Origin of the sequence: Streptomyces sp. NPDC050560, from assembly GCF_044457285.1 — a bacterium.
GTDB lineage: Bacteria > Actinomycetota > Actinomycetes > Streptomycetales > Streptomycetaceae > Streptomyces.
This window is the reverse complement of the sequence record NZ_JBITGT010000008.1, coordinates 318,870-339,568: the sequence shown is the minus strand read 5'-3', so window position 1 is coordinate 339,568 and position 20,699 is coordinate 318,870. Positions and strand designations below refer to the sequence as shown.

The following is a 20,699-nucleotide window of genomic DNA, read 5'->3' as shown; positions in this document are numbered from 1 at the left end:
GTCCGACTCCGCACCCCTTGGTCGTACCGGCTCGGCGAGCCGGACGGGCACCAGGCCGACGGCGGCGCCACCCGGGCCGCCAGGACCGCTCGACGACGACGCCACGCTCCACGCGATGGGCTATCCCCGCAAACTCACCCGTCGCTTCAAGGCGTTCGACAACTTCGCCATTTCCTTCACCATCATCAACATAATCTCCGGAATTTTCTCGTCTTTCGGATTCGGAATGAACGCGGGCGGCCCCCGGATACTCGTCTTCGGCTGGATCGGCGTCTCCGTGATGGTGCTGTTCGTCGGCGCCTCGATGGCCGAAATCGCCTCCGCCTACCCGACCAGTGGCGCGCTCTACTTCTCCGCAGGCAAGCTGGCCAAACGGCACAAGGGCGCATGGTCCTGGTACACGGGGTGGCTGAATTTCGTGGGCCAGGTGGGGGGCACGGCGGCCACCGGCTTCGCCGCCGCCACGTTCATCCAGGCATTCGTCTCGATGCAGTGGCCGTCCTATGACGCGCCCTTGCAGCACACCGTCCTCATCACCGGGGCGATCCTGCTGCTCCAGGCACTCGCCAACACCTACACGGTGCAACTGGTCGCGCTGCTCAACCGGATCTCCGTGTGGTGGCTGCTCATCGGCATGGTGGTCATCGTGGTCTGCCTGGTCGTCATGCCCGACGGGCACCAGCCGGTGTCCACGCTCACCTCGTTCGCGAACAACACCGGCTTCCAGAACGGGGTGTACGCGGGCATGCTCGGACTGCTCGTCACCAGTTGGACGTTCACCGGCTTCGACGGCAGCTTCCACATGTCGGAGGAGACCGTCCAGGCGACCGTCAACGCCCCGCGCGGCATCATGCGCGCCATCGGCTACTCGGCGCTCACCGGGCTCGTCCTCATGCTGGCGCTGGTCTTCGCCATCAGGGACTACGCGGCAGAGGCGGCGGCCGCGGCGCCCCCGGTGCAGATCCTGGTGGACGGCCTCGGCGGCACCACGGCCAAGCTGCTCCTGCTGATCGTCATCGGCTGCATGCTCTTCTGCGGCCTCGCCAACATGACGAGCAACGCCCGGCAGATCTTCGCGTTCTCCCGGGACGGCGCCATGCCCGGCTCGCACTGGTGGCACACGGTCTCCTCGCGCACCCGTACCCCGGTCAACGCCGTCTGGCTGGCCGCGGTGTGCGCGCTGGTGCTGGTCATCCCCGGCTGGTGGTCGCACACCGCCTTCACCGCCGTGGTCAGTGTGAACGTCGTCGGGCTCTTCCTCGCCTACGCGGTCCCGATCTTCCTGCGGCTGCGGCTGGGCGCCGAGTTCCAGCCGGGGCCCTGGCAGTTGGGCCGCTGGAGCCGGGTGGTGGCGACGGTCGCGGTGCTGTGGATCGTGTTCAGCAGCGTCCTGTTCATGCTGCCGCAGGCGTCCCCGATCAGCGCCGGCTCGTTCAACTACGCGCCGCTCGCGCTCGGCGCGGTGCTGCTGGTCGCCACCGTGTGGTGGTTCGCCACCGCCAGACGGCGCTTCCAGGGCCCGGTCAGCTACGGAAGCCCGGACGAGGTGGCGGCCATGGACCTCATTTAGGGCGTGCCGCGCCGCCGGGTCGCGGCACACCGCGGCCCGGCGGCGGCTTCACTTGCCCCATGAGCGACGAACCCACCGGCGGCCCCGCCGACGACACGCCCGACCTCGGCGCGCTGCTGCGCTCCCTGCGCGTCTGGGACGTACCCGAACTGCCCGGCTTCGACCCGGACACCGCGCCCGAGGCCCCGCTGCCCCTGTTCACCCGGTGGCTGGCCGCGGCCGCGCGGGCGGGCGAGCCCGAGCCGCACACCATGACGCTGGCGACCTCCGACGCCGCGGGCACCGCCGACGCCCGCGTCGTCATGCTGCACGGCGCCGACGAGCGCGGCTTCCACTTCGCCACCCACACCACCAGCCGCAAGGGGCGCCAGCTCCAGGAGCACCCGGCCGCCGCGCTCTGCTTCTACTGGCGCCGGCAGGCCCGCCAGGTCCGGGTGCGCGGGCCCGTCGTACCGCTGCCCGCCCAGGAGGCGCAGGACGACCTGCACGCCCGCTCCCCCGGCGCGCTCGCCGCGGCCCTGGTGGCGCGCCAGAGCGAGCCGCTGCCCTCCCGCGACGCGCTGACCGGGGCCCTCACGGCCGCCTTCGGGCAGGCCGAGGACGACCCGACGGCGCCCGCGCCCACCTGGCGCGGCTACGCGCTCGACCCGCGCGAGGCCGAGTTCTTCCAGGGCGACGCGCACCGCGCGCATGTACGGCTGCGCTACGCGCGCGAGGGGCAGGGGTGGCGGCGGGAGCTGCTGTGGCCCTGAGGGGAGGCGTCCGTCACGGCCGGGGGCCGAGTCCGGGAAGCGCGCCGCCCCAGTCCGCGGGCGTGTAGTCGGCGCCCAGGTCGGCGTGGCGCACACCGGTCTCGCGCCACCAGGCGAACCGCGTCGCGCGCAGCGGGGAGTCGGGGAGTCGCGGAAGGAGCAGGGCAGCTCCCAGTCGCCGGGCGCGAGCGCGGCCCAGGAGGTCTCCACGTCGGTGAGGCCGTCGTCCAGGCGGGCGCGGATCTCGGCCGCGGGGCGGGCGGCGCCGCGCCCGATGGACGCGTCGCGCCCGGGGCGCCCGCCGTCGTACGTCTCGATCCGCTCGCCCGCGCGCGCGAACCGTGCCTGGCGTCCGTGTCCGCCGTTGTCACATGTCCTCCGTGTGGTGTTCCGGCCGGTCCCGACGGCGCCGTGGGCGGCGGGCTCCGGTGCCCGTGCGGGTGAGAGGGTGGGGGCTCGGCCGCGCGGCCCGAGCGGGCCGCGGGAGAACAGGGGGGTCATCATGACCACGTCCGTACCGGGCCCGCTCGACGTGCTGGGGCGCTACCGGCAGGCGGTGCTCGACAAGTCCGCGGACGATCTCGCCGGTCTCTACGCCGTGGACGCCGTCCATGAGTTTCCCTTCGTCTTTCCCGGGACGCCCGCGCGCTACGAGGGGCGCGAGGAAGTCAGGGCCGGGTGCGCGGCGGCGTGGGCCGCCTCTTCCGCACGGCCCGAGACCGTCGAGGAGATCGCCGTGCACCGCAGTGACGACCCCGAGGTCATCATCGTGGAGCAGCGGGTGACCGGCACCGACGCCGACACGGGCGAACAGTTCGCCGCCCCCGGGCTGCTCACGCTGCGCGTCCACGAGGGGCTGATCACCCACGCACGGGACTACACGGACGCGCTGGGCGTGGCCCGCGCCCCCGGCGTGCCCGCCGCGCAAGCGGCGCCCGCGGCGCAGGCGGGGCCGGGGGAGGCGGACGCCGGGCGGTGACGCCCCCGCCGGGCCCGACCCGCGCCGGGTGCCGCGCCGTGCCGGGTGCCGCGCCGTGCCGGGTGCCGCGCCGCGCGGGGTCAGCCGTCGTCCGCTCCGAACGCGACCACCGTGAAGTCCCGCACCGACCGGTAGCCGAGGCGCTGGTAGAGGGCGTTGCTCGTGGGGTTGGACAGGTCGGCGAAGAGGAGGACCTCCTCGGCGGGCGACGCGGCCAGCCTGGCGCTGAGTTCGGCGGTGGCGGCGCCCGCGTAGCCCCGGCCGCGCAGCGGCTTCGGCGTGTAGACGGGGGCGACCCGCACCTGGCCCGCGATCAGCCGGGACGCGCCCGCCATCGCGACCGGGGTTCCGTCGTCCAGTTCCCACAGCAGTACGCCGCCGTACGCGATGCGGTCGTCCGCCCAGTCGAGCGCCGGGCGCCCGGCGCCGCGCCCGACGGCCTCGCCGAACTCCGTGTACCAGCGGCCCAGCAGGTCGCGATCCGCCTCGGTGGCCGTCCGCGCCCGTCCCGGCGGCGCGGGCTTCGGCGGGGTGAGGGCGCCGAGCCGGTACAGGCGCTCGCGGGCCTCGACCCTCGTGGGGGTGCCGGTGCGCCGGTGCCATGCCCGCGCGAACGCGACGGCGGTGTCCGCGTCGCCTGTGCACCCCGCGGCGTCCGGGTGCGTCTCGGCGAGTACGGCGGCGAGCCGGGCGGCGCCGCCCGCGGGCAGCGCGCTCAGCAGCACCCCGAACGGGGGCGTACGGGCGAAGGCGCCCACCACGGCCCCGCCCTCGCTCAACACCCCGAAGTGCGCGGGCGCCCCGCCGAAGGCGTCGGGCCCGGAGCGCAGTACGACGTCGGTGACCGTCAGCAGCAGGGTGTGAGTGGCCGGGTCCGAGCGGAGGAACTCCCCCGCCCCGGCCAGGAACTCGTGCACGTCGGCGATCAGCCGCCAGCCCCCGGCGGCCCCGGAGACACCGGACGGCTTCGGATGCGCCCCCGACGGGGCCCGGTCGGCAGTCATGGGCCCGACTATCGACCGCGGGACCCGGCGGCGCCACCGAATTCCCCGCCCGTAGGCGGTTCTGGCGCCGGATCGGTGGCGATCCGCGCGTGCAGATGGCAGTCGCGGAACGCGTCGCGGCGCCCCGTCTCGAACATGGCGCCGCGCAGCGTGCCTTCGAGCGCGTAGCCGCAGCGCTCGGCGATACGGCACGACGCGTCGTGCCCGAGCGCGTGCCCGAGTTCCACCCGGAACAGGCCGACGTCCGTGAAGCTCCAGTCGCTGAGCAGCGCGAGGGCGCGCCGTGCGACCCCGCCGCCGCGCGCCTCGGGCAGCACCCAATAGCCGACCCGGGCGGAACGCACCACCGGGTCGATGTTGTTGAGCCCGATGTGCCCGAGCGCCGTACCGGTGGCCCCGTCGCTGACGCAGAACGCGACCGCGGCGCCCCGCAGCACGTCCCGCACCCGCGAGCGCAGCGAGGCCCTGGCGTCGTCCACCGTGCGGATGGCGCGCAGCGGGGTGTTCCAGCGCTGGAAGTCGGGGTCCTGGTGGCCGCGCATCCAGGTCTCGGCGTCCGCGCGGGAGTCCGCGCGCCAGGGGCGCAACAGCAGCCCACGGCCCGAGATCTCGGCGGCGGGCGGGACACTGACGACGGTCACGTCTATGTCGCTCATTTCTTCATTGAAACACCCGTCCGGACAATCACTTTGGAACACAAATCGCCCTCCGACCAGGGAAGAAAAGCCACAACCCCCACAGATCACAACGCACTGTGATCAAATTGGAACCGATTCCGATCTACGTCGATACCCATCACCCAAGGGGCTCACTAGGCTCGCGCCCATGGCCCCCACATCGACCCGAACAGCCGGAGCGGACCGCAGTGGCGGCCCCGCCGGCACCCAGGAAGGACCGCCGCGGGAAGCGGCGTCCGACGCCGAGTCCGCCCCGCGCCCCGATCCCCCACGCCCCCCGCAGGACCGCCCGGTGTACGTGGTCGGCGGCGGGCCCGCGGGCCTCGCGGCGGCGCACGCGCTGCGCAGCAGGGGCGTGCGGACGGTCGTCCTGGAGAAGTCCCCCGCCGTCGGGGCGTCCTGGCGCGGGCACTACGCGCGACTGCGGCTGCACACCACCCGGCGCCTCTCGTCCCTGCCAGGGCTGCGGATACCCCGCTCCTTCGGCCGCTGGGTGCCACGCGAGCAGATGGTGCGCTACCTGGAGAAGTACGCGGAACACCTCGGCCTTGAGATCGTGACCGGCGTCGCGGTCTCCCGCATCGAGCGCTGCGCCGACGACTCGGGCTGGCTGCTGCACGCCACCGGCGGCCGTGAACTCCTCGGCAGCGCCGTGGTGGTGGCCACCGGCTACAACCACACGCCCCGGCTGCCCGACTGGCCGGGCGGCGACGGCTTCACCGGCGAGCTGCTGCACTCCCGCGACTACCGGACCCCGCAGCCGCACCGCGGCCGGGACGTGCTGGTGGTGGGCGTGGGCAACAGCGGCGCCGAGATCGCGGCCGACCTCGCGGAGGGCGGGGCAGGGCGGGTGCGGCTCGCGGTGCGCACCCCGCCGCACATCGTGCGCCGCTCCACGCTCGGCTGGCCGGTGCAGCGCAGCGCGATCCTCTGCCGCAGGCTGCCACGCCCGGTCGCCAACCGGCTGGCGCGCCTGGCCGCCGCGGTCAGCGTGCCCGACCTCGCCGCGCACGGGCTGCCGAGGCCGCGCCAGGGCCTGTTCACCCGGGCGAGGCAGGGCGCGATCCCGGTCATCGACACCGGCATCGTGAAGGCCGTACGCACCGGGCGGGTGGAGCCGGTCGCCGCGGTGGAGTCCTTCGAGGGCGCCTCGGTGGTCCTCGCGGACGGCACCCGGCTCCAGCCGGACGTGGTCGTCGCCGCCACCGGCTACCGGCGCGCGCTGGAGCCGCTGGTCGGCCACCTCGGCGTCCTCGACGCCCAGGGCCGCCCCGCAGTACGCGGCGGCCGGGCCCCGAAGACCGCGCCCGGCCTCTTCTTCACCGGCTTCACGAACCCGGTCTCGGGCGCCCTGCGCGAAACGGGCCGCGAGGCAAAACGAATAGCCCGCTCCATCGCCCGGGCAGCGGCCCACTGAACCCCTTCCCCGGCGCGCCGGGACGGTCGGCGGCGCCGGGGGGCTCGTCCCTCACGCGGGCGCGGGGGCGCTCCTCCCGCGCCTGATGACCAGGGCCATCAGCGCCGCCGCGGCGCACAGCGCGCCCGCGCCGTACCAGACGACGTCGTACGACCCGAAGGTGTCCCTGGCGGCGCCCCCGAGGTAGGCGACGAGCGCGGCGCCGACCTGGTGCGAGGCGAGGACCCAGCCGAAGACGATGGCGCTGTCCTCCCCATAGTGCTCGCGGCACAGGGCCAGCGTGGGCGGCACGGTCGCCACCCAGTCGAGCCCGTAGAAGATGATGAAGAACAGCATCGGCGGATGCACCGCGGGCCCCAGCAGTACCGGCAGGAACAGCAGCGAGATGCCGCGGAAGGCGTAGTAGAGCGCGAGCAGCCGCCGCGCGTCGAAGCGGTCCGTGAACCAGCCGGAGGCGATCGTCCCCGCCACGTCGAACAGGCCGATCACGGCGAGCAGCGAGGCGGCCGTGGTCACCGGCATGCCGTGGTCGTGCGCGGCGGGCACGAAGTGGGTCTGTACGAGCCCGTTGGTGGACGCGCCGCAGATCGCGAAGCTGCCCGCGAGCAGCCAGAAAGGACCGGTGCGCACCGCGGAGGCCAGCACCGCGAGCGCGCGCCTGCCCGCGCCCGGCAGCGGCGGCGGCTTGGGCACGAACGCCGGGGCGCCGTACGGGCGCAGGCCCACGTCGGCGGGGTGGTCGCGCAGCAGCAGCCAGACGAACGGCACCACCGCGAAGGAGGCGAGCGTGACGGTGACGGCCGCGGGCCGCCAGCCGTGGTGCTCCACCAGCCAGGAGAGCACCGGCAGGAAGATCAGTTGGCCCGAGGCGCTAGCCGCGGTCAGGATGCCGGTGACCAGGCCGCGGCGCGCGGTGAACCAGCGGTTGGTGACGGTGGCCGCGAAGGCGAGCGCCATCGAGCCGGTGCCCAGGCCGACCAGCAGCCCCCAGCAGAGCACGAGTTGCCAGGCGGCGTTCATCCACACGGTGAGGCCCGAGCCGAGCGAGATCACCACGAGCGCGGCGGCGACGATCCGGCGGATGCCGAAGCGGTCCATGAGGGCGGCGGCGAACGGCGCGGTGAGCCCGTAGAGCGCGAGGTTGACGGAGACGGCGAGACCGATCGTCCCGCGCGACCAGTGGAACTCCTGGTGCAGGGGGTCGATCAGCAGCCCGGGCAGGGAGCGGAAGGCCGCGGCGCCGACGATGGTGACGAAGGTGACCGCGGCGACGGCCCACGCACGGTGGGGCATCCGGCGCCTGGCCCCGGCCTCGGCCGGAGCCGGGACCGGGGCGGGCGCGGGCGCCTCGTCGGCCGGGGCCCCGCCGCCCGGGGCGCCTTCGGCGGTGTCGAGCTGCGTGTTGTGTGTCACCGGGAAAGCGTCCGTCGCGGCGGCGTCCGCGACGAGTGGCCCGAAGGACATCATTGATTATGATCGGGCCATGCGCACCTCATCCTCCCCGGCGGGAAGCGGCCAGGCGCCCGCCCGCCACCGGGTCGTGGTGCTGGCGCTCGACGGCCTGATCCCCTTCGAGCTGGGCATCGCGCACCGCATCTTCGGCCTCGCGAAGGATGCCGCGGGCCGGCGGCTCTACGAGGTCGTGACCTGCGGGGTCTGCGCGCCCGGCGGGGTCCGGTCGCAGGCGGACTTCAGCATCCTGCTTGAGCACGGCCCGGAGGCGCTGGCCACGGCGGACACGGTGGTGGTGCCGGCGTCGTACGAACTCGGCCCGATGTTCGAGGAGGGCCGGCTCACCCCCGAACTGGCGGCGGCGTTCGAAAGGATCAGGCCGGGGACGCGGCTGATGTCCATCTGCACGGGCTCGTACGTGCTGGCGGCCGCGGGGGTGCTGGACGGGCGGCCCGCGGCGACGCACTGGTCGTCGGCCGCGCACTTCCAGCGCTGCTACCCGCGGGTGCGGGTGGACGCCGACGTGCTGTTCGTGGACGACGGCGACGTGCTGACCTCGGCGGGGGTGGCCGCGGGCGTCGACCTCTGCCTGCACGTGGTGCGCCGCGACCACGGCGCGGCGGTGGCCAACGAGGTGGCCAGGCGCACCGTGGTGCCGCCGCACCGGGAGGGCGGGCAGGCGCAGTACGTCGACCGCCCGGTGCCCGAGCCGCGCTCCGCGGCGACGTCCGCGGCCAGGGCGTGGGCGCTTGAGCGGCTGCACGAGCCGATCCAGCTCCGCGACATGGCGCGCAGGGAGGCCATGTCGGTACGGACGTTCACCCGCCGCTTCCGTGCCGAGACCGGGATCAGCCCGGGGCAGTGGCTGGTCCAGCGGCGGGTGGAGCGGGCGCGGCGGCTGCTGGAGACCACCGACCTCTCGGTGGACCAGGTGGCGCGGGACGCGGGCTTCGGCTCGGCCCAGTCGATGCGCCAGCACCTCCAGGCGTCGGTGGGGGTGACCCCGTCGCACTACCGCAGCACCTTCCGCTCCACGACGTGACCGTAGCCACCCGGCCGAGGGGTCCGCACCGGCTCGGGACCAGGCTGCACGCCCCGTGCGCCGGCGGGGGCTTTACGGAAGCGGTCACGGAGTGTAACGTCTTTTTCGGAGAGGTCCGTCACCGTCGGCAATCAGCCACGGCTTGAATCTGATGATCCGTAAAACGTGCTCATACGGGCACGCTTCCCCTCCGCACTGCCCGAACCGCCCCCGCATTTCAGGCCGATGGGACAAGGCGCACCGTGATCGGGCGTCAACCGGGCCCTGCGGAGGGTCGCACAGTATGACGCACGTGCACTCCTTCGCGCGGGAATATGCCCGAAGCGCTTGTTGAGGTCACTCAATGTCAACCATGCTGTTTCCCGTGGGTCTCACATTCCGTGACCCGTGAGAGGCGTGAGGCGATGTGTCCGCCGGTTCGGATGGTGTGAGCGGTGCAGATGTTGCAGGTTCAGCTCGATGTCCTGCCCGATCCCACCGAGGTGGGCCGGGCCAGGCGGTGGACGCGCGGCCGGCTGAGCCGCGCCGGGGTGAATCAGGAGGAGGCGGTCGCGGAGACTCTTTTACTCATCGTCTCCGAGCTGGTCACCAATGCCGTGGTGCACACCAGGCGCCCCTCCGTGCTGCGGCTGCTGGTGTCGGGCGAGATGGTGCGCGTCGAGGTGGTGGACGACAGCGCACGCCCGCCCCGGCCCCGGCACGCGGAGGGCGACGAGACCGGCGGCCGTGGCCTGGAACTGGTCGACGGGCTCGCGGACCGCTGGGGCTGGGAGCCCGACCACGACGGCAAACGGGTCTGGTGCGAGCTGAACCGCACCCGCACATCCCCGCCCAGCCTCCAACAGCCCCTGACGGTACCGGTGTTCCGCTGAGGACCGGGCCGTGACCCCGATCCGCCCGCTCTTCCCCGACACCCTGTTGTTGCTCTGTTCATGACGTGAAACCCTGCGGTGCTGGAACGGATCGGCCACCCGCCGACGTCCCTCCCTCAGGGCGATCCGGCCGCACAACGGCCGGGCTCCCCCACACCGCCGTGGCTGAATCCGATGTCGTCACACCGGGGGAAGTCAATCCGCATGACATGGAACGAATGGGAACAGATCAAGGCTGACGTGGCGGAACGTCGCTCCGCGGGGATGACGCTCGACCACGCACCGGAGAGGAAGAACGACGGCGAGGGCGATCTGAACCACTCGCGCGGGCCGTGGGCCAGGGCCGCGGGCGCCGCCTCCGACCTGAGCCGGTCCATGACCACCGCCAAGTCCGACCTGGACTCGGCCGACAAGGGCGTCTCGGCCGGGTTGCAGGGGCTCGCGAGCCTGGGCTCGCTGACCACGGTCCTCGCCTCATGGGACGAGCGGCTGACCGCCGTCCAGGGCGAGTGCCGCAACCTCAACCCGGCCCTCCTCGGCGTCTCGAAGACGCTGGGCGAGGTGGACGGCGGCCTCGGGAAGCAGAGCGCGGGAGTCCGGCTGCCGCACCACAAGATAGGCGAGTGACCGCCGTGTTGACGTGGCAGCAGCTACGGGACCTCAAGCGCTCGGAGCTGGAGGACGCGGCGGACGGCTGGGGCAAGGTCAGCAACCGCGCGCGCGGCGCGCTGACCCGCGTCGAGTCCGAGATGTCCGGCTCCCTCACGAAGACCCAGCGGGGCGCGGCGGCGGGCGCGGCCGTGAAGCGCATCGACCGGCTCGGCCGCAACTTCCAGTACATCCACACCGAGTGCGGCCTGGTACGCACGCTGCTGAACGGGCTCGCGGGCGAACTCGCCGCCCCGCAGCGCAAGCTGAAGAACGCGCTCCAGGACGCGGCGGCGCTCAAGTTCACCGTGCACGACGACGGATCGATCACCTATCCCGTCGACGACAAGAGCACGGGCAAACGCGGCACGGAGCCCAACCCGCTGAAGGGCAAGGCGGAGGCCCTGGCCGACGACATCGCCACCGCGCTGCGCGACGCGAACGAGATCGACGGCCGCTACTCCCGTGCGCTCGGCCAGATAAAGGCCCCGAAGGGCCTTGAGGTGACCGACGCGATGCTGGCGGACGCGGGGCACGACATGCGCCTCGCGCGGCAGGCGGCCAAGAACTTCCTCAGCAAGAAGGACATCCCGATGGGGAAGTCCCCCGCCGTCAACAAGAAGTGGTGGGACGGCCTCACGCCCGAGGAGCGGGCCGAGTACAAGGCGCTGTACCCGGACGTGATCGGGGCGATGAACGGCATCCCCAGCGACGCACGGGACGACGCGAACCGGATGGTGCTGGCGGAGCGGCACGGGCAGGCGCAGACGGACCTGAACAAGCTGGACTCGGCGGAGCCGACCAAGTACATGAAAAACCCCAGCGGCAACTACCCGGCCACGGTCATCAACCCCGCCTGGCAGAAGTGGCACGACACGCGCACGCGCCTACAGCAGCAGTTGAAGGGGATGAACAGCATCCAGCGGCGGTTCGACGAGACCGGCGACCGGGGCATGCCCCGCGCGTATCTGCTGGGCTTCGACACCAAGGGCAACGGGCACGCCATCGTCGCCAACGGCAACCCCGACACCGCGCAGAACACGGCGGTCTACGTGCCCGGCTTCACCTCGCGTCTGGAGGGCGCGGGAGGCGACATCAACCGCATGGGCAACCTGTGGCGGGAGGCGCACGCCCAGGACCCCCAGCACAGCCTGTCGACGGTGACCTGGCTCGGATACGACGCGCCGCAGAGCGCGGACGTCCTGTCCGCGAGCGACGCGGAGAAGGGCGGCAGGAAGCTCAACGACTTCATGGGCGGCCTACAGACGGCCCAGGGAGGGCCGTCCGCGAGCCACACCACGGTCATCGGCCACAGCTACGGCTCGACCACCGTGGGCTCCGCCGCCACCCACGGCCACCTCCCGGCGGACGACGTCGTGGTGGCGGGCAGCCCCGGGATGACGACACCGCACGCCAAGGACCTTGGCGTGGGCGCCGACCACGTCTGGGCCGAGAAGAACTCCAACGACTTCGTCCCGGACGGGGGCGGGATCGACCCCGCCCTCACCGGCCCCGGCGACAAGGACGGCGTCCCCCACGTCCCCAGCGACCGCGAGTTCGGCGGCCACCGCCTGACCTCCGACACGGACGGCCACAGCGGCTACTGGGACCCCGGCTCCCAGAGCCTCAAGAACCAGGGGGCGGTCGTCGTGGACCATCCGAAACAGGCGAAGAGGGAGTGGTGAACGGGATGCCAGAAGACGGGGCCGGGGCCGAGGCCGGCGGAGTGGCGGGCGGCGGGCCGCCGGACGGGCTCGGCTACGTCCCCGAGGTCCTCACGCCCGCCGAGGCGGTCTCCAGGACCAGGGCCGTGTCGAGCGAGATCCTGGACATGATCGGCATCCGGAGGGGCAAGGTGACCGAGCCGGGACCGGGCATCGTGCCCCATGAGGCCGATCCCGAGCGGCTGTTCACCACACTGCACCCGTGGTCGGTCTACGACGTCCCCGACGACGCGCTCGAACGCGGCTTCCTGCGGCTCGCGGAGCTGCTGCCGCGGCGGCACTGGCGCATCACGGACCGGGGACCCACCGGAAGCCCCGCGCGCAATCCCGAGCTGACCGCCGACCATGAGCGGGCCAGGTTCGCGGTCAACGCCGAACTGCGCCTGCCGGGGCCGCTCGTGCCGGACCAGCCGCCGCTGATCCTGGTCAACGTCGTCTCCGGGGTGCTGCGCACCGCAGACGGGCACCCCCTGGCGCCGGAGGCTACTCCCGGACCGTGAAGTACGCCCCGAACGCCGCCACGAGATCGTCCTCGGTGATGCGGCCGTCGTGGTCCGGGTCGAGGGCGGCGGTGGCCGTGTCGGCGATGTCGGCGGGGATGCCGAGCACCCGCAGCACCCGCCCCGTGGACGTCACGGTGGTGCCCTCGCCCTCGCCCTCGCTCTCGTCCGCGACGGCGAGGACGGCCCGCAGGAAGGGCCTGGCGATGGCCGTGAACCGCTCCGGGTTGTCCCGCAGCCGCTTGACGGCGCCGGTGACGAACTCGTCCCTGGTGATGCGCTGGTCGCCGTCCCGGTCCGCGATCCCGGCCATGCCCTGCCAGAACGCCTCCGCGCCGATGAACAGCGCCTGGCCGCGGTCCGAGCGCGCGGTCACCCCGAACTCGGCGAGCAGCGACCTCGCCGCCTGGCTGAAGTCCTCACGGTCGATATAGCCGTTGCCGTCCTGGTCGAAGACGGCGAACCGGGCGGCGATCCTGCGTTCGTACTCGCTACTGACCATGGTGTGTCCGGCCGCCTCACATAGTCCGGTGGGTGCGTGTGTCCACCGGGAGCGTACGTCGTCAGGCCGAAGCGGTGACCGTGCCGTAGGGCTTCCTCCCAGGGCACGGAGGTACGGGGGCGCACAGGGGCGCCGGGGGCGCGCGGAGCGGTCAGGCGGACAGCGGGGTGGCGGTGTCGTCGACGGCGGCGGCGAGGTCCTGATAGACGTCGAAGAGGCGCCGCACGCCGAGCGCGGACAGCACGCGGTTCACGTGCGAGCCGTCCTCGGCGCCGTGGGCGGGGAGCACCACGCGCAGCGAACCGTCGCAGGAGCGCATCAGGCGCCGGGTGGCGATCAGTACCCCCACGCCACTGGAGTCGCAGAACATCATGTCCGACAGGTCGAGCACGAGCCGGTGGCGGCCGTCCGCGACGGCCTCGTGGACGCACTGGCGCAGCGTCGGCGAGGTCAGCAGGTCAAGCTCCCCCGATACGCACAGCACGGCCCAGCCGCCCTGCTCGTCGCCGGTCACCTTGAGGGTCACCCTCTTCTGCCTCCCGCTCGGCCGTCACCCGCGGCGCGACACCACCCGGGCATACGGAAGCCCCTCCTTCGCTTCCGTATGCGGGCAGCTTCCCAGGCCGCGCTCCCGTGAAACGCCGAAATGCGAATCGTAAACGGTGCTCCTCGGACATTGTTGGGCGGGAGCGGAAATTCGCAGCAGCGAACCGCCGTACTTGGCCACCGCCCCAGGCACATGCGGGCGGCATGCCCAGCACCGTTGGCCACCGCAACGACCGCGGAGCCGGGGCGCTCCGGCACCGTCACGAAGAGTGAGGCACCGTCGGCGCTGCACTGCCCCCAGGGGGCGCACGGGCCAGGGACACCTCGCCGCGCACGGGTCCGCCGGGACGACACGGGTCCCTGGGGGCGCACGGACGGCCGCCCGGGCGCCCGCGGAATGGCGGAGATCAGGCGGTACGGACCTGCTGGGTCAGGAGAAGACCACCGTGCGGCGGCCGTTGAGGAGGATGCGGCGCTCCGCGTGCCACTTCACCGCGCGGGCCAGCGCCCGGCACTCGACGTCGCGCCCGAGCGCGACGAGACCGGCCGGGGTGACGTCGTGCGCGACCCGCTCGACCTCCTGCTCGATGATCGGGCCCTCGTCGAGGTCGGCCGTCACGTAGTGGGCCGTGGCGCCGATCAGCTTCACCCCGCGCGCGTGGGCCTGGTGGTACGGCTTGGCGCCCTTGAAACTCGGCAGGAAGGAGTGGTGGATGTTGATGATCCGGCCGCTGAGCTGTTTGCAGAGGTCGTCCGAGAGGACCTGCATATAGCGGGCGAGGACGACGAGTTCGACGCCCTGTTCGCGCACCAGGCCGAGCAGTTCCGCCTCGGCGGCCTGCTTGGTGTCGGCGGTGACCGGGATGTGCCGGAAGGGAACGCCGTAGGAGGCGGTCAGCTCGGCGAAGTCGGTGTGGTTGGAGACCACGGCCGCGATGTCCACGGGCAGGGCGCCGCTCCTGGCGCGGAAGAGCAGGTCGTTCAGGCAGTGCCCGAACTTGCTGACCATGAGCACGACCCGGGTCAGGGCCGCGGCCCTGTCGATCTGCCAGTCCATGTGGAAGGAGTCGCCCACGGCGGCGAAGCTCGCGCGCAGCTTGTCCACGTCGGCCGGCTCCTCGACGGAGAACGACACCCGCATGAAGAACAGCCCGGTGTCGTGGTCGCCGAACTGCTGGCTGTCCTCGATATTGCAGCCGGTCATGAAGAGGTAGCTCGACACGGCGTGCACGATGCCCTTCCTGTCAGGGCAGGAGAGGGTCAGCACATACTGCTCGACGGCGGCGGGAGGCGGCGTACTCATCCCGTCAGGGTGGCACACGCGGCGCGCGGCGGCGGCGCGCGTCCACGGGTCGAAACCGCGCGGCGGCCGGTCGGGGGCCCCGGTCAGCCCCCGTTGGCGTTCATGATCTGGAGCACTTCCAGGGTGCGCGGCGGCGCCTCCGGGTCGTCGCCGTCGGCGACCGCGAGCCGCACATGGGCGTCGCGCGCGGCCCGCACCGCCTCGTCCCAGCCGTGGTGGTCGAGGTAGGCGGAGACCGGGGCGTCGGGGCCGACCTGGTGCATGATCCGCAGCACCCGCAGCACGGCGACGTCCACGAGGGACGCCTCCTGGGAGTCACGGAAGATCGTGCCGACGTACTTCTCGGCCGACCAGTTGTCCAGCCAGGTGTCCTCGACCAGCCGGTACACGGCGTCGGTGACGTCTCCGTACTCGGTGCGGCCGGCGAGCCAGCACTCCCGCTGGAACACGGGGTCGGAAAGCATGTGCAGCGCGGAGCGCACATTGCTGCGCCAGCGCCACCACGGCATGTCGTTGAGTGGCATGCCGCCCATGGTGGAGGAGCGACGGGCGCGACGGGAAGACCTCTCCGAACCTTGCACGACGCCTGATCGTACGTTCCGCCGTGCCGGCGCCGCGCACAGGCCCCCAAAGCCCGCTATTCACCCGGGCGTCACCCCTCGTTGGCCAAGGAGCACTCGGACATTTGGAAGACACCGGAATCGTGCGACGACATGACCGGTTTGCACAGCAAGCGCGCCTCCTCCCGTCCGGCACCACCTGCCAGGCGCCGCACGGGGCCGCGCGCGGCCCTGGCGCTTGCCGCGTGCACCGCGCTCACCGCGGGCTGCGGCGTGCTCTCCGGCGGCCCGGACGACGCCCACTCCACCGTCACCGTCATGACCTGGGCGCCCGAGGGCACCAAGGCCACCAACAAGCCCGGTGTACCCGCCATGGCGCAGGCGTACGCGCGCTGGGCCAACGACCACGGCGGGATCGACGGCCACCGGCTCAAGGTGCTCACCTGCAACGACCACAACCAGTCGGACGGCGCCGCCGCGTGCGCCCAGCGCGCGGTGGACGAGAAGGTCGTGGCGGTCGTCGGATCGTACAGCCAGTACAGCCGCGCCTTCCTGAGCCCGCTGGAAAACGCGGGAATTCCCTACATAGGCGGCTACGGCCTGACCGACGAGGAGTACACGAGCCCGCTGTCGTACCCGGTCAACGGCGGCCTCGCCGCGCTGGTCGCGGGCAACGGGCGGCAGCTCGCCAAGACCTGCGGCCCGGTCGCGCTCGTACGGCCCGACACCACCGCGGGCCAGGACCTGCCGCGGCTGCTCGACTCGGGGCTCGACGCGGAGGGCCACGGCCCCGCGACGGACCTGCGCGCCCCCGAGGACGCCTCCGAGTACACCGCCCAGTCCGCGGAGGCGCTGAAGACGGCCACCGAGGAGGGCACGGGCGACGGCTGTGTCTCCGTGTCGCTCGGCGACCGCAACGACACCTTCTTCGACTCGTTCCGGCGCACCAGGAACCAGTTCGACAAGGTCAAGGTGGCCTCGGTGTTCGGCAGCGTCGACCAGTCAGCGGTGGACCGCACGGGCGGCGCGAACAGCCCGTACGAGGGCGCGTACGTGACCGGCTGGTACCCGGTGATCGGCGACGCGCGCTGGAAGCCGATGCGCGACGTGGTCAACGAGTACGCGTTCGGGGACAACAGGATCGACACGGCGGACGCCGGGGTGCAGACCACGTGGATCGCGTACACGGTGCTGCGCGAGGCGATCGGCTCCCTCGGCAAGGACGAGGTCACCCCCGAGGCCCTGCGGCACTCCTTCGACAACGGCCTCAGGGTCGGCACCGGGGGGCTCACGCCGCGCCTCGGCTGGCGGTTCGAGGACCTGATCGCGGCGAAGGGCTTCCCCCGCCTCGTCAACGCGGACGTGACCTACCAGGTGGTGCGCGACGGGCGCCTCGTGCCGGTGCACAAGGGGTTCGTGAACATGGAGAAGACGCTGGAGGACGCGTTCTGACGGCACGGGCCGGGCGGGCCCGCGGCGGGGCGGTCCCGGCCACCGGGGTGGGGGCCCGGTGGCGCGGCTCGGCGGGGGTTCAGAGCTGGGACGGCTGCCTGCTGGTGAGCCCGTACTTCTCGGCGATGGTGTTCCACAGCTTCGAGGCGGTGTTCTTGGCCTTGGTGGCGTCGCCGCTTGCCGTGTTGGCCTTTCCGGCCTGCGAGGTGTTGCGGGCGTGGCCCTTCGGGCAGTTCTTCTTGTTGCCCGCGACCTGGTCGGCCCAGGCCGCGTAGTGGTTGTCGGCGCTCGCCGACGCCTTCCACGCGTCGTTGAGCGCGTCGGTCAGCGCCTGGTGTCCCGGCAGCCGGTCGACGGAGAGTTTGGAGAGCCTGGTGACGAGTCCCGAGCGCTGCTTGGCGGCGCCGCGCAGGTCCTTGGCGGACTGGGCGAGGTCGGTGCAGCTCTTCACATTGCCGACGGCCTTGATCACGGCGGCCCTGCTGCTGTTGCTGTCGCCGAGCAGTTCGTCGAGCGCGGTGGCCTGCGTCTTCGCCGGGTCGGGCGAGGGGGACGCGTCCTCGCTCGCGGGCGCGGTCGCGGAGACGGTCTTGCTGTCGTCCTTGCCGTCGTCGTCACCGCCGCTGCTGAACAGGGCCCCGGCGCCGACCCCGAGGACCACGATGGCGACCCCGGCGACGGCTATCAGCGGGCCCTTGGAGCGCCCGCCACCGCCGCCGCGGCGCCCGCGCCCGCCGCCGTCGCGGCCCGCGCCGTCGTCCTGGCCCGGCGCGCCGTATCCGGGGTGCGGCCCGGGGCCGCCCTGGGGTCCTGGGGGCTGGAAGCGGGGCAACTGCTGGGTGGAGCCGCCGTCGCCCCCTCCAGGCGCCTGGGTGCGAAAGAGGCTGTCGAACTCGGGCGGCGGCTGCCTGGGGCCCTCGGGCTGCGTGGGCACCGGGGCGATGTACTGCGTCGGCTGCTCGTCGGGGCCCGCGCCCTGCACCGGCGCGAGGTACTGGGTCGCCTCGCTGTCGGAGTGCTGGGGGGCGTACGGCTGCGCGGGCTGCTGGGGCGGCGCCGAGTGCTTGGCGTGGCCGGGGACCCGGCCGAGGTAGGCGGTGGCGTCGGCGCCGTGGTCCGCGGCGGCCGGCATCTCGGGCGGCAGCGCGCCGCCGCCGACCGGCGGTATGTACTGGGTGGCGGCCTCGTCCGCGTGGCCCCCGGGCGGCTGCGCGGGGGCGCGGTGCCGGGCGCCGCCCTGCCGCGGCGCGGGGAGCGACGGGTAGCCCTGGTCGCCCTGGTCCCCTTGGTACGGGAGCTGTTGGTAGGCGTCCTGCTGGTACGCGCCCTGCTGCTGCGGCATGCCGTAGTCGTAGTGGCCCGGGGGCCCCGGTATGGGCTCGGGGACGGGCGGCAGTTGGGGCGCCTCGGCGGCGGGGGGCAGGGGCGCCGCGTGCGGGGCCGGGGGGACGCCGGGCTGCTGCCCGGGGGCCTCGGGCGGCAGTTCGCCCGCGTACCCGGCGTCGTTCCACTGCCCGCCGCCCCAGGACTGCCCGGGTACGGCGCCGCCGTGGGTGCCGGGGGCCCCGGCATCCGGGCCCCACGGTCCGCCCCAGGGGCTGCCCTCCGCGGGCGCGGCGCCGGGTGCGGCGGGCGCGGCCGGGGCGGGGACACCGGCGGTGCCGGGCATCAGGGGGGCGCTTCCGTCGGCGGGCAGCACGATGCCTTCACGTGCCTGCCGTGCCTGGGGATGCCGCGGATCGTCACCCTGTCCGCTCTGCGTCACCGGGACTCCTATGTAGCCAAGGGGGACCTCTCGAACGACGGGTCACGCTACCCGGTGATGGCTCGCCAGGGCCATACGGCTCTGGTGGTACGCGCGCGGGGGCGGGCCCGGCCCGCGGCAGCACCCGAAGTGAGGGGCACGGCCCACGGCCGGCAAGTGGCGTTCGTCACGGGCGGAACGGCCCCCGCGCCCCCGCCTCCGCCTCGCTTCACGACGCCCGGAGCGGGCCCCCCGCGCCCCGAGCCGGAGTTGAACGCCCACGGTGGCTGCGGCGAGGGCCCACGGTGGCTGTGAAGGCTCAGGGCGGCCCCGGGGTCCTCAGGGTGGCCCTGGGGCCCCTCCCGCCCAAGGAAGGGCCCCAGGATCACGCGCGTCGGCTTCGCCCCTGCGCGGCCTACGCCGCCTGGAGTTCTAACCTCGCCGCGAACTCCCGTACCACCGGCTCCTCCTTGAACGGCTGGAGGCGTTCCTGGAGGTCCTCCACGTACTCGGAGCCGCGGTTGGAGCGCAGGGACGCGAGGAGGTCCACCGCGCGCAGGCCCGTATGGCAGGCCGCCTCCACCTCGCGCTGCTGGACCTGCGCCGAGGCCAGCAGGACGTAGCCGATCGCGCGGCGGCGCGCCCGTGTCTCCGGATGGCCCTCAAGCGCCTCGCCGGCGCAGCGGGCCGCGGCGTCCGCCTGGCCGAGGTCCCGGTAGCAGTGGGCGAGTTCGTCGGCCAGGTACGCCTCGTCGAAGTGCGCGATCCAGGCCGGGTCGTCGCCCGAGTCCTCAAGCGTCGCCGCGCGCTCCATCGCCGCGAGCGCCCGCCCCGCCACCGCGTGGGTCTCGCGCGCGTCGCCGAGCAGCGCGTGCCCGCGCGCCTCCGCCGCGTGGAACATGGCCTCGGCGCGCGGCGTGACCCGCCCCCGCGTGCCCTCCTGGGCGGCCCGCGCGAGCTGCGCGATCTCCCGTGGGTTGCCCAACTGCGCGGCGAGATGGCTCATGGAGGCCGCCAGCACATAGCCGCCGTAACCGCGGTCCCCCGCCGCCTGGGCGAGCCGCAGCGCCTGGATGTAGTAGCGCTGGGCGAGTCCGGGCTGCCCGGTGTCGATGGCCATGTACCCGGCCAGTTCGGTCAGCCGGGCGGCGGCGGCGAAGAGGTCGCGCCCCACCGGCTCCCGGTAGGAGCCGGACAGCAGCCCCGAGACGACGCTGTTGAGGTAGTGCACGACGACGGGCCGCACCTGCCCGCTGCCGTACTGGTGGTCGAGCGCGACCAGCGCCTCGGTCATGGCGCGCAGCGCCGCCACGTCGGAGGGGCCGACCCGGGGCCCCGCCGAGCGCGCGACCTGCGCGTCCGGCATGGAGATCAGCCAGTCCCTGCTGGGCTCCACGAGGGCCGAGGCGGCCACCGTCGAGCCGGTCAGGAAGTCCCGCCGCCCCACGTCGCTGCGCCACAGCTCCGAGACCTGCTCGATCGCGCCGAGCACGGTCGGGGAGAACGCGAGCCCCACCCCGGAGGCGAGGTTCTTGCCGTTGGCCATGCCGATCTCGTCGATGGTGACCGTTCTGCCGAGTTTGCGGCCGAGGGCTTCCGCGATGATCGCGGGCGCCCGCCCGCGCGGCTGCTGGCCGCGCAGCCAGCGGGCCACGGATGTCTTGTCGTAGCGCAGATCGAGCCCGCGCTCCGCGCCGCAGAGATTGACCCGGCGGGCCAGTCCCGCGTTGGAGCACGCGGCTTCCTGGATGAGCGCCTGCAACCGTTCGTTCGGCTGCCGCGCCACGAGCGGCCTTGCGGCCATGGCGTCCTACCCCCTGAGGCTGCGGTGCCTGCCCTGCACCGGTCGGTATGTGTCCCCGCACGGCCCGGCGCTCCCAGGGGATCGCCGTCACGGACGAGGGGAACCCCTCGGCGGTCACCGAAGAGGCTTCCCGGGTCCATCGATGCCCAGC

The 20,699-nt window shown here is 73.3% G+C and carries 19 protein-coding genes; 10 read left to right on the top strand and 9 right to left on the bottom strand.

Translation table 11 applies throughout. The features are described 5' to 3' along the window. Positions 1 to 115 precede the first annotated feature (115 nt). From ACIBIW_RS20810 to ACIBIW_RS20800, 3 genes are all read left to right on the top strand, one after another. On the top strand, positions 116 to 1,570 hold the full coding sequence (locus tag ACIBIW_RS20810; protein ID WP_399338410.1) for an amino acid permease: 1,455 nt from the start codon (positions 116 to 118) through the stop codon (positions 1,568 to 1,570). Between the two features lie 59 nt (positions 1,571 to 1,629). Next, a complete protein-coding gene (locus ACIBIW_RS20805; protein WP_399338190.1) occupies positions 1,630 to 2,322 on the top strand; it encodes a pyridoxal 5'-phosphate synthase in 693 nt (230 codons plus the stop codon). A 502-nt stretch (positions 2,323 to 2,824) separates the two neighbouring features. After that, on the top strand, positions 2,825 to 3,301 hold the full coding sequence (locus ACIBIW_RS20800; protein WP_399338188.1) for a nuclear transport factor 2 family protein: 477 nt from the start codon (positions 2,825 to 2,827) through the stop codon (positions 3,299 to 3,301). A gap of 80 nt (positions 3,302 to 3,381) precedes the next feature. Here ACIBIW_RS20800 and ACIBIW_RS20795 read toward each other — a convergent pair whose 3' ends face one another. Next, complete coding sequence (locus tag ACIBIW_RS20795) at positions 3,382 to 4,305, bottom strand: GNAT family N-acetyltransferase (RefSeq protein ID WP_399338186.1); 924 nt, start codon at positions 4,303 to 4,305, stop codon at positions 3,382 to 3,384. A gap of 8 nt (positions 4,306 to 4,313) precedes the next feature. Next, a complete protein-coding gene (locus ACIBIW_RS20790) occupies positions 4,314 to 4,961 on the bottom strand; it encodes a GNAT family N-acetyltransferase (protein ID WP_399338184.1) in 648 nt (215 codons plus the stop codon). 169 nt (positions 4,962 to 5,130) lie between these two features. Between ACIBIW_RS20790 and ACIBIW_RS20785 the strand changes: the two genes are divergently transcribed. Then, positions 5,131 to 6,399 carry a flavin-containing monooxygenase gene (locus ACIBIW_RS20785; RefSeq protein ID WP_399338182.1) on the top strand — a complete coding sequence of 423 codons (1,269 nt, stop codon included), beginning with the start codon at positions 5,131 to 5,133 and terminating at the stop codon, positions 6,397 to 6,399. A 51-nt stretch (positions 6,400 to 6,450) separates the two neighbouring features. Here the strand turns inward: ACIBIW_RS20785 and ACIBIW_RS20780 are convergent, their stop codons facing one another. After that, entirely contained in the window at positions 6,451 to 7,692 is a 1,242-nt protein-coding gene (locus ACIBIW_RS20780; protein WP_399338408.1) for an MFS transporter, read from the bottom strand. A 190-nt stretch (positions 7,693 to 7,882) separates the two neighbouring features. On the opposite strand from ACIBIW_RS20780, the gene ACIBIW_RS20775 reads away from it, so the two are divergent. The 5 genes from ACIBIW_RS20775 to ACIBIW_RS20755 all read left to right on the top strand — a co-directional run bounded on the left by ACIBIW_RS20775 (position 7,883) and on the right by ACIBIW_RS20755 (position 12,637). Then, positions 7,883 to 8,893 (top strand): GlxA family transcriptional regulator, encoded by a 1,011-nt coding sequence (locus ACIBIW_RS20775; RefSeq protein ID WP_399338180.1) that lies wholly within the window; start codon positions 7,883 to 7,885, stop codon positions 8,891 to 8,893. A 434-nt stretch (positions 8,894 to 9,327) separates the two neighbouring features. Then, the gene (locus ACIBIW_RS20770) at positions 9,328 to 9,765 is read left to right on the top strand and encodes an ATP-binding protein (protein WP_399338178.1); all 438 of its coding nucleotides are present in this window, start codon (positions 9,328 to 9,330) and stop codon (positions 9,763 to 9,765) included. Between the two features lie 204 nt (positions 9,766 to 9,969). Then, positions 9,970 to 10,392 (top strand): amino acid ABC transporter permease, encoded by a 423-nt coding sequence (locus ACIBIW_RS20765; RefSeq protein WP_399338176.1) that lies wholly within the window; start codon positions 9,970 to 9,972, stop codon positions 10,390 to 10,392. Beyond that, complete coding sequence (locus ACIBIW_RS20760) at positions 10,389 to 12,098, top strand: alpha/beta hydrolase (protein ID WP_399338174.1); 1,710 nt, start codon at positions 10,389 to 10,391, stop codon at positions 12,096 to 12,098. The genes ACIBIW_RS20765 and ACIBIW_RS20760 overlap by 4 nt, the downstream gene beginning before the upstream one ends. 5 nt (positions 12,099 to 12,103) lie before the next feature. After that, on the top strand, positions 12,104 to 12,637 hold the full coding sequence (locus ACIBIW_RS20755) for a hypothetical protein (RefSeq protein WP_399338172.1): 534 nt from the start codon (positions 12,104 to 12,106) through the stop codon (positions 12,635 to 12,637). Here the strand turns inward: ACIBIW_RS20755 and ACIBIW_RS20750 are convergent. The 4 genes from ACIBIW_RS20750 to ACIBIW_RS20735 form a co-directional block, all read right to left on the bottom strand. Next, positions 12,621 to 13,139 carry an EF-hand domain-containing protein gene (locus ACIBIW_RS20750; protein ID WP_399338170.1) on the bottom strand — a complete coding sequence of 173 codons (519 nt, stop codon included), beginning with the start codon at positions 13,137 to 13,139 and terminating at the stop codon, positions 12,621 to 12,623. The two genes, ACIBIW_RS20755 and ACIBIW_RS20750, sit on opposite strands and share 17 nt — an antisense overlap. A gap of 151 nt (positions 13,140 to 13,290) precedes the next feature. Then, positions 13,291 to 13,665, bottom strand: coding sequence for an STAS domain-containing protein (locus tag ACIBIW_RS20745; RefSeq protein WP_399338168.1), 375 nt, complete (start codon positions 13,663 to 13,665; stop codon positions 13,291 to 13,293). Between the two features lie 450 nt (positions 13,666 to 14,115). Continuing rightward, on the bottom strand, positions 14,116 to 14,988 hold the full coding sequence (purU, locus tag ACIBIW_RS20740) for a formyltetrahydrofolate deformylase (RefSeq protein ID WP_399338167.1): 873 nt from the start codon (positions 14,986 to 14,988) through the stop codon (positions 14,116 to 14,118). 83 nt (positions 14,989 to 15,071) lie between these two features. Continuing rightward, entirely contained in the window at positions 15,072 to 15,521 is a 450-nt protein-coding gene (locus ACIBIW_RS20735) for a hypothetical protein (protein ID WP_399338165.1), read from the bottom strand. 180 nt (positions 15,522 to 15,701) lie between these two features. Here ACIBIW_RS20735 and ACIBIW_RS20730 point away from each other — a divergent pair, with 180 nt between their 5' ends. Then, positions 15,702 to 17,000, top strand: coding sequence for an ABC transporter substrate-binding protein (locus tag ACIBIW_RS20730; RefSeq protein ID WP_399338163.1), 1,299 nt, complete (start codon positions 15,702 to 15,704; stop codon positions 16,998 to 17,000). 79 nt (positions 17,001 to 17,079) lie between these two features. Here the strand turns inward: ACIBIW_RS20730 and ACIBIW_RS20725 are convergent, their stop codons facing one another. Next, positions 17,080 to 18,765 (bottom strand): hypothetical protein, encoded by a 1,686-nt coding sequence (locus ACIBIW_RS20725; RefSeq protein WP_399338161.1) that lies wholly within the window; start codon positions 18,763 to 18,765, stop codon positions 17,080 to 17,082. A gap of 394 nt (positions 18,766 to 19,159) precedes the next feature. Beyond that, entirely contained in the window at positions 19,160 to 20,548 is a 1,389-nt protein-coding gene (locus ACIBIW_RS20720; protein ID WP_399338159.1) for a transcriptional regulator, read from the bottom strand. Positions 20,549 to 20,699 lie beyond the last annotated feature (151 nt).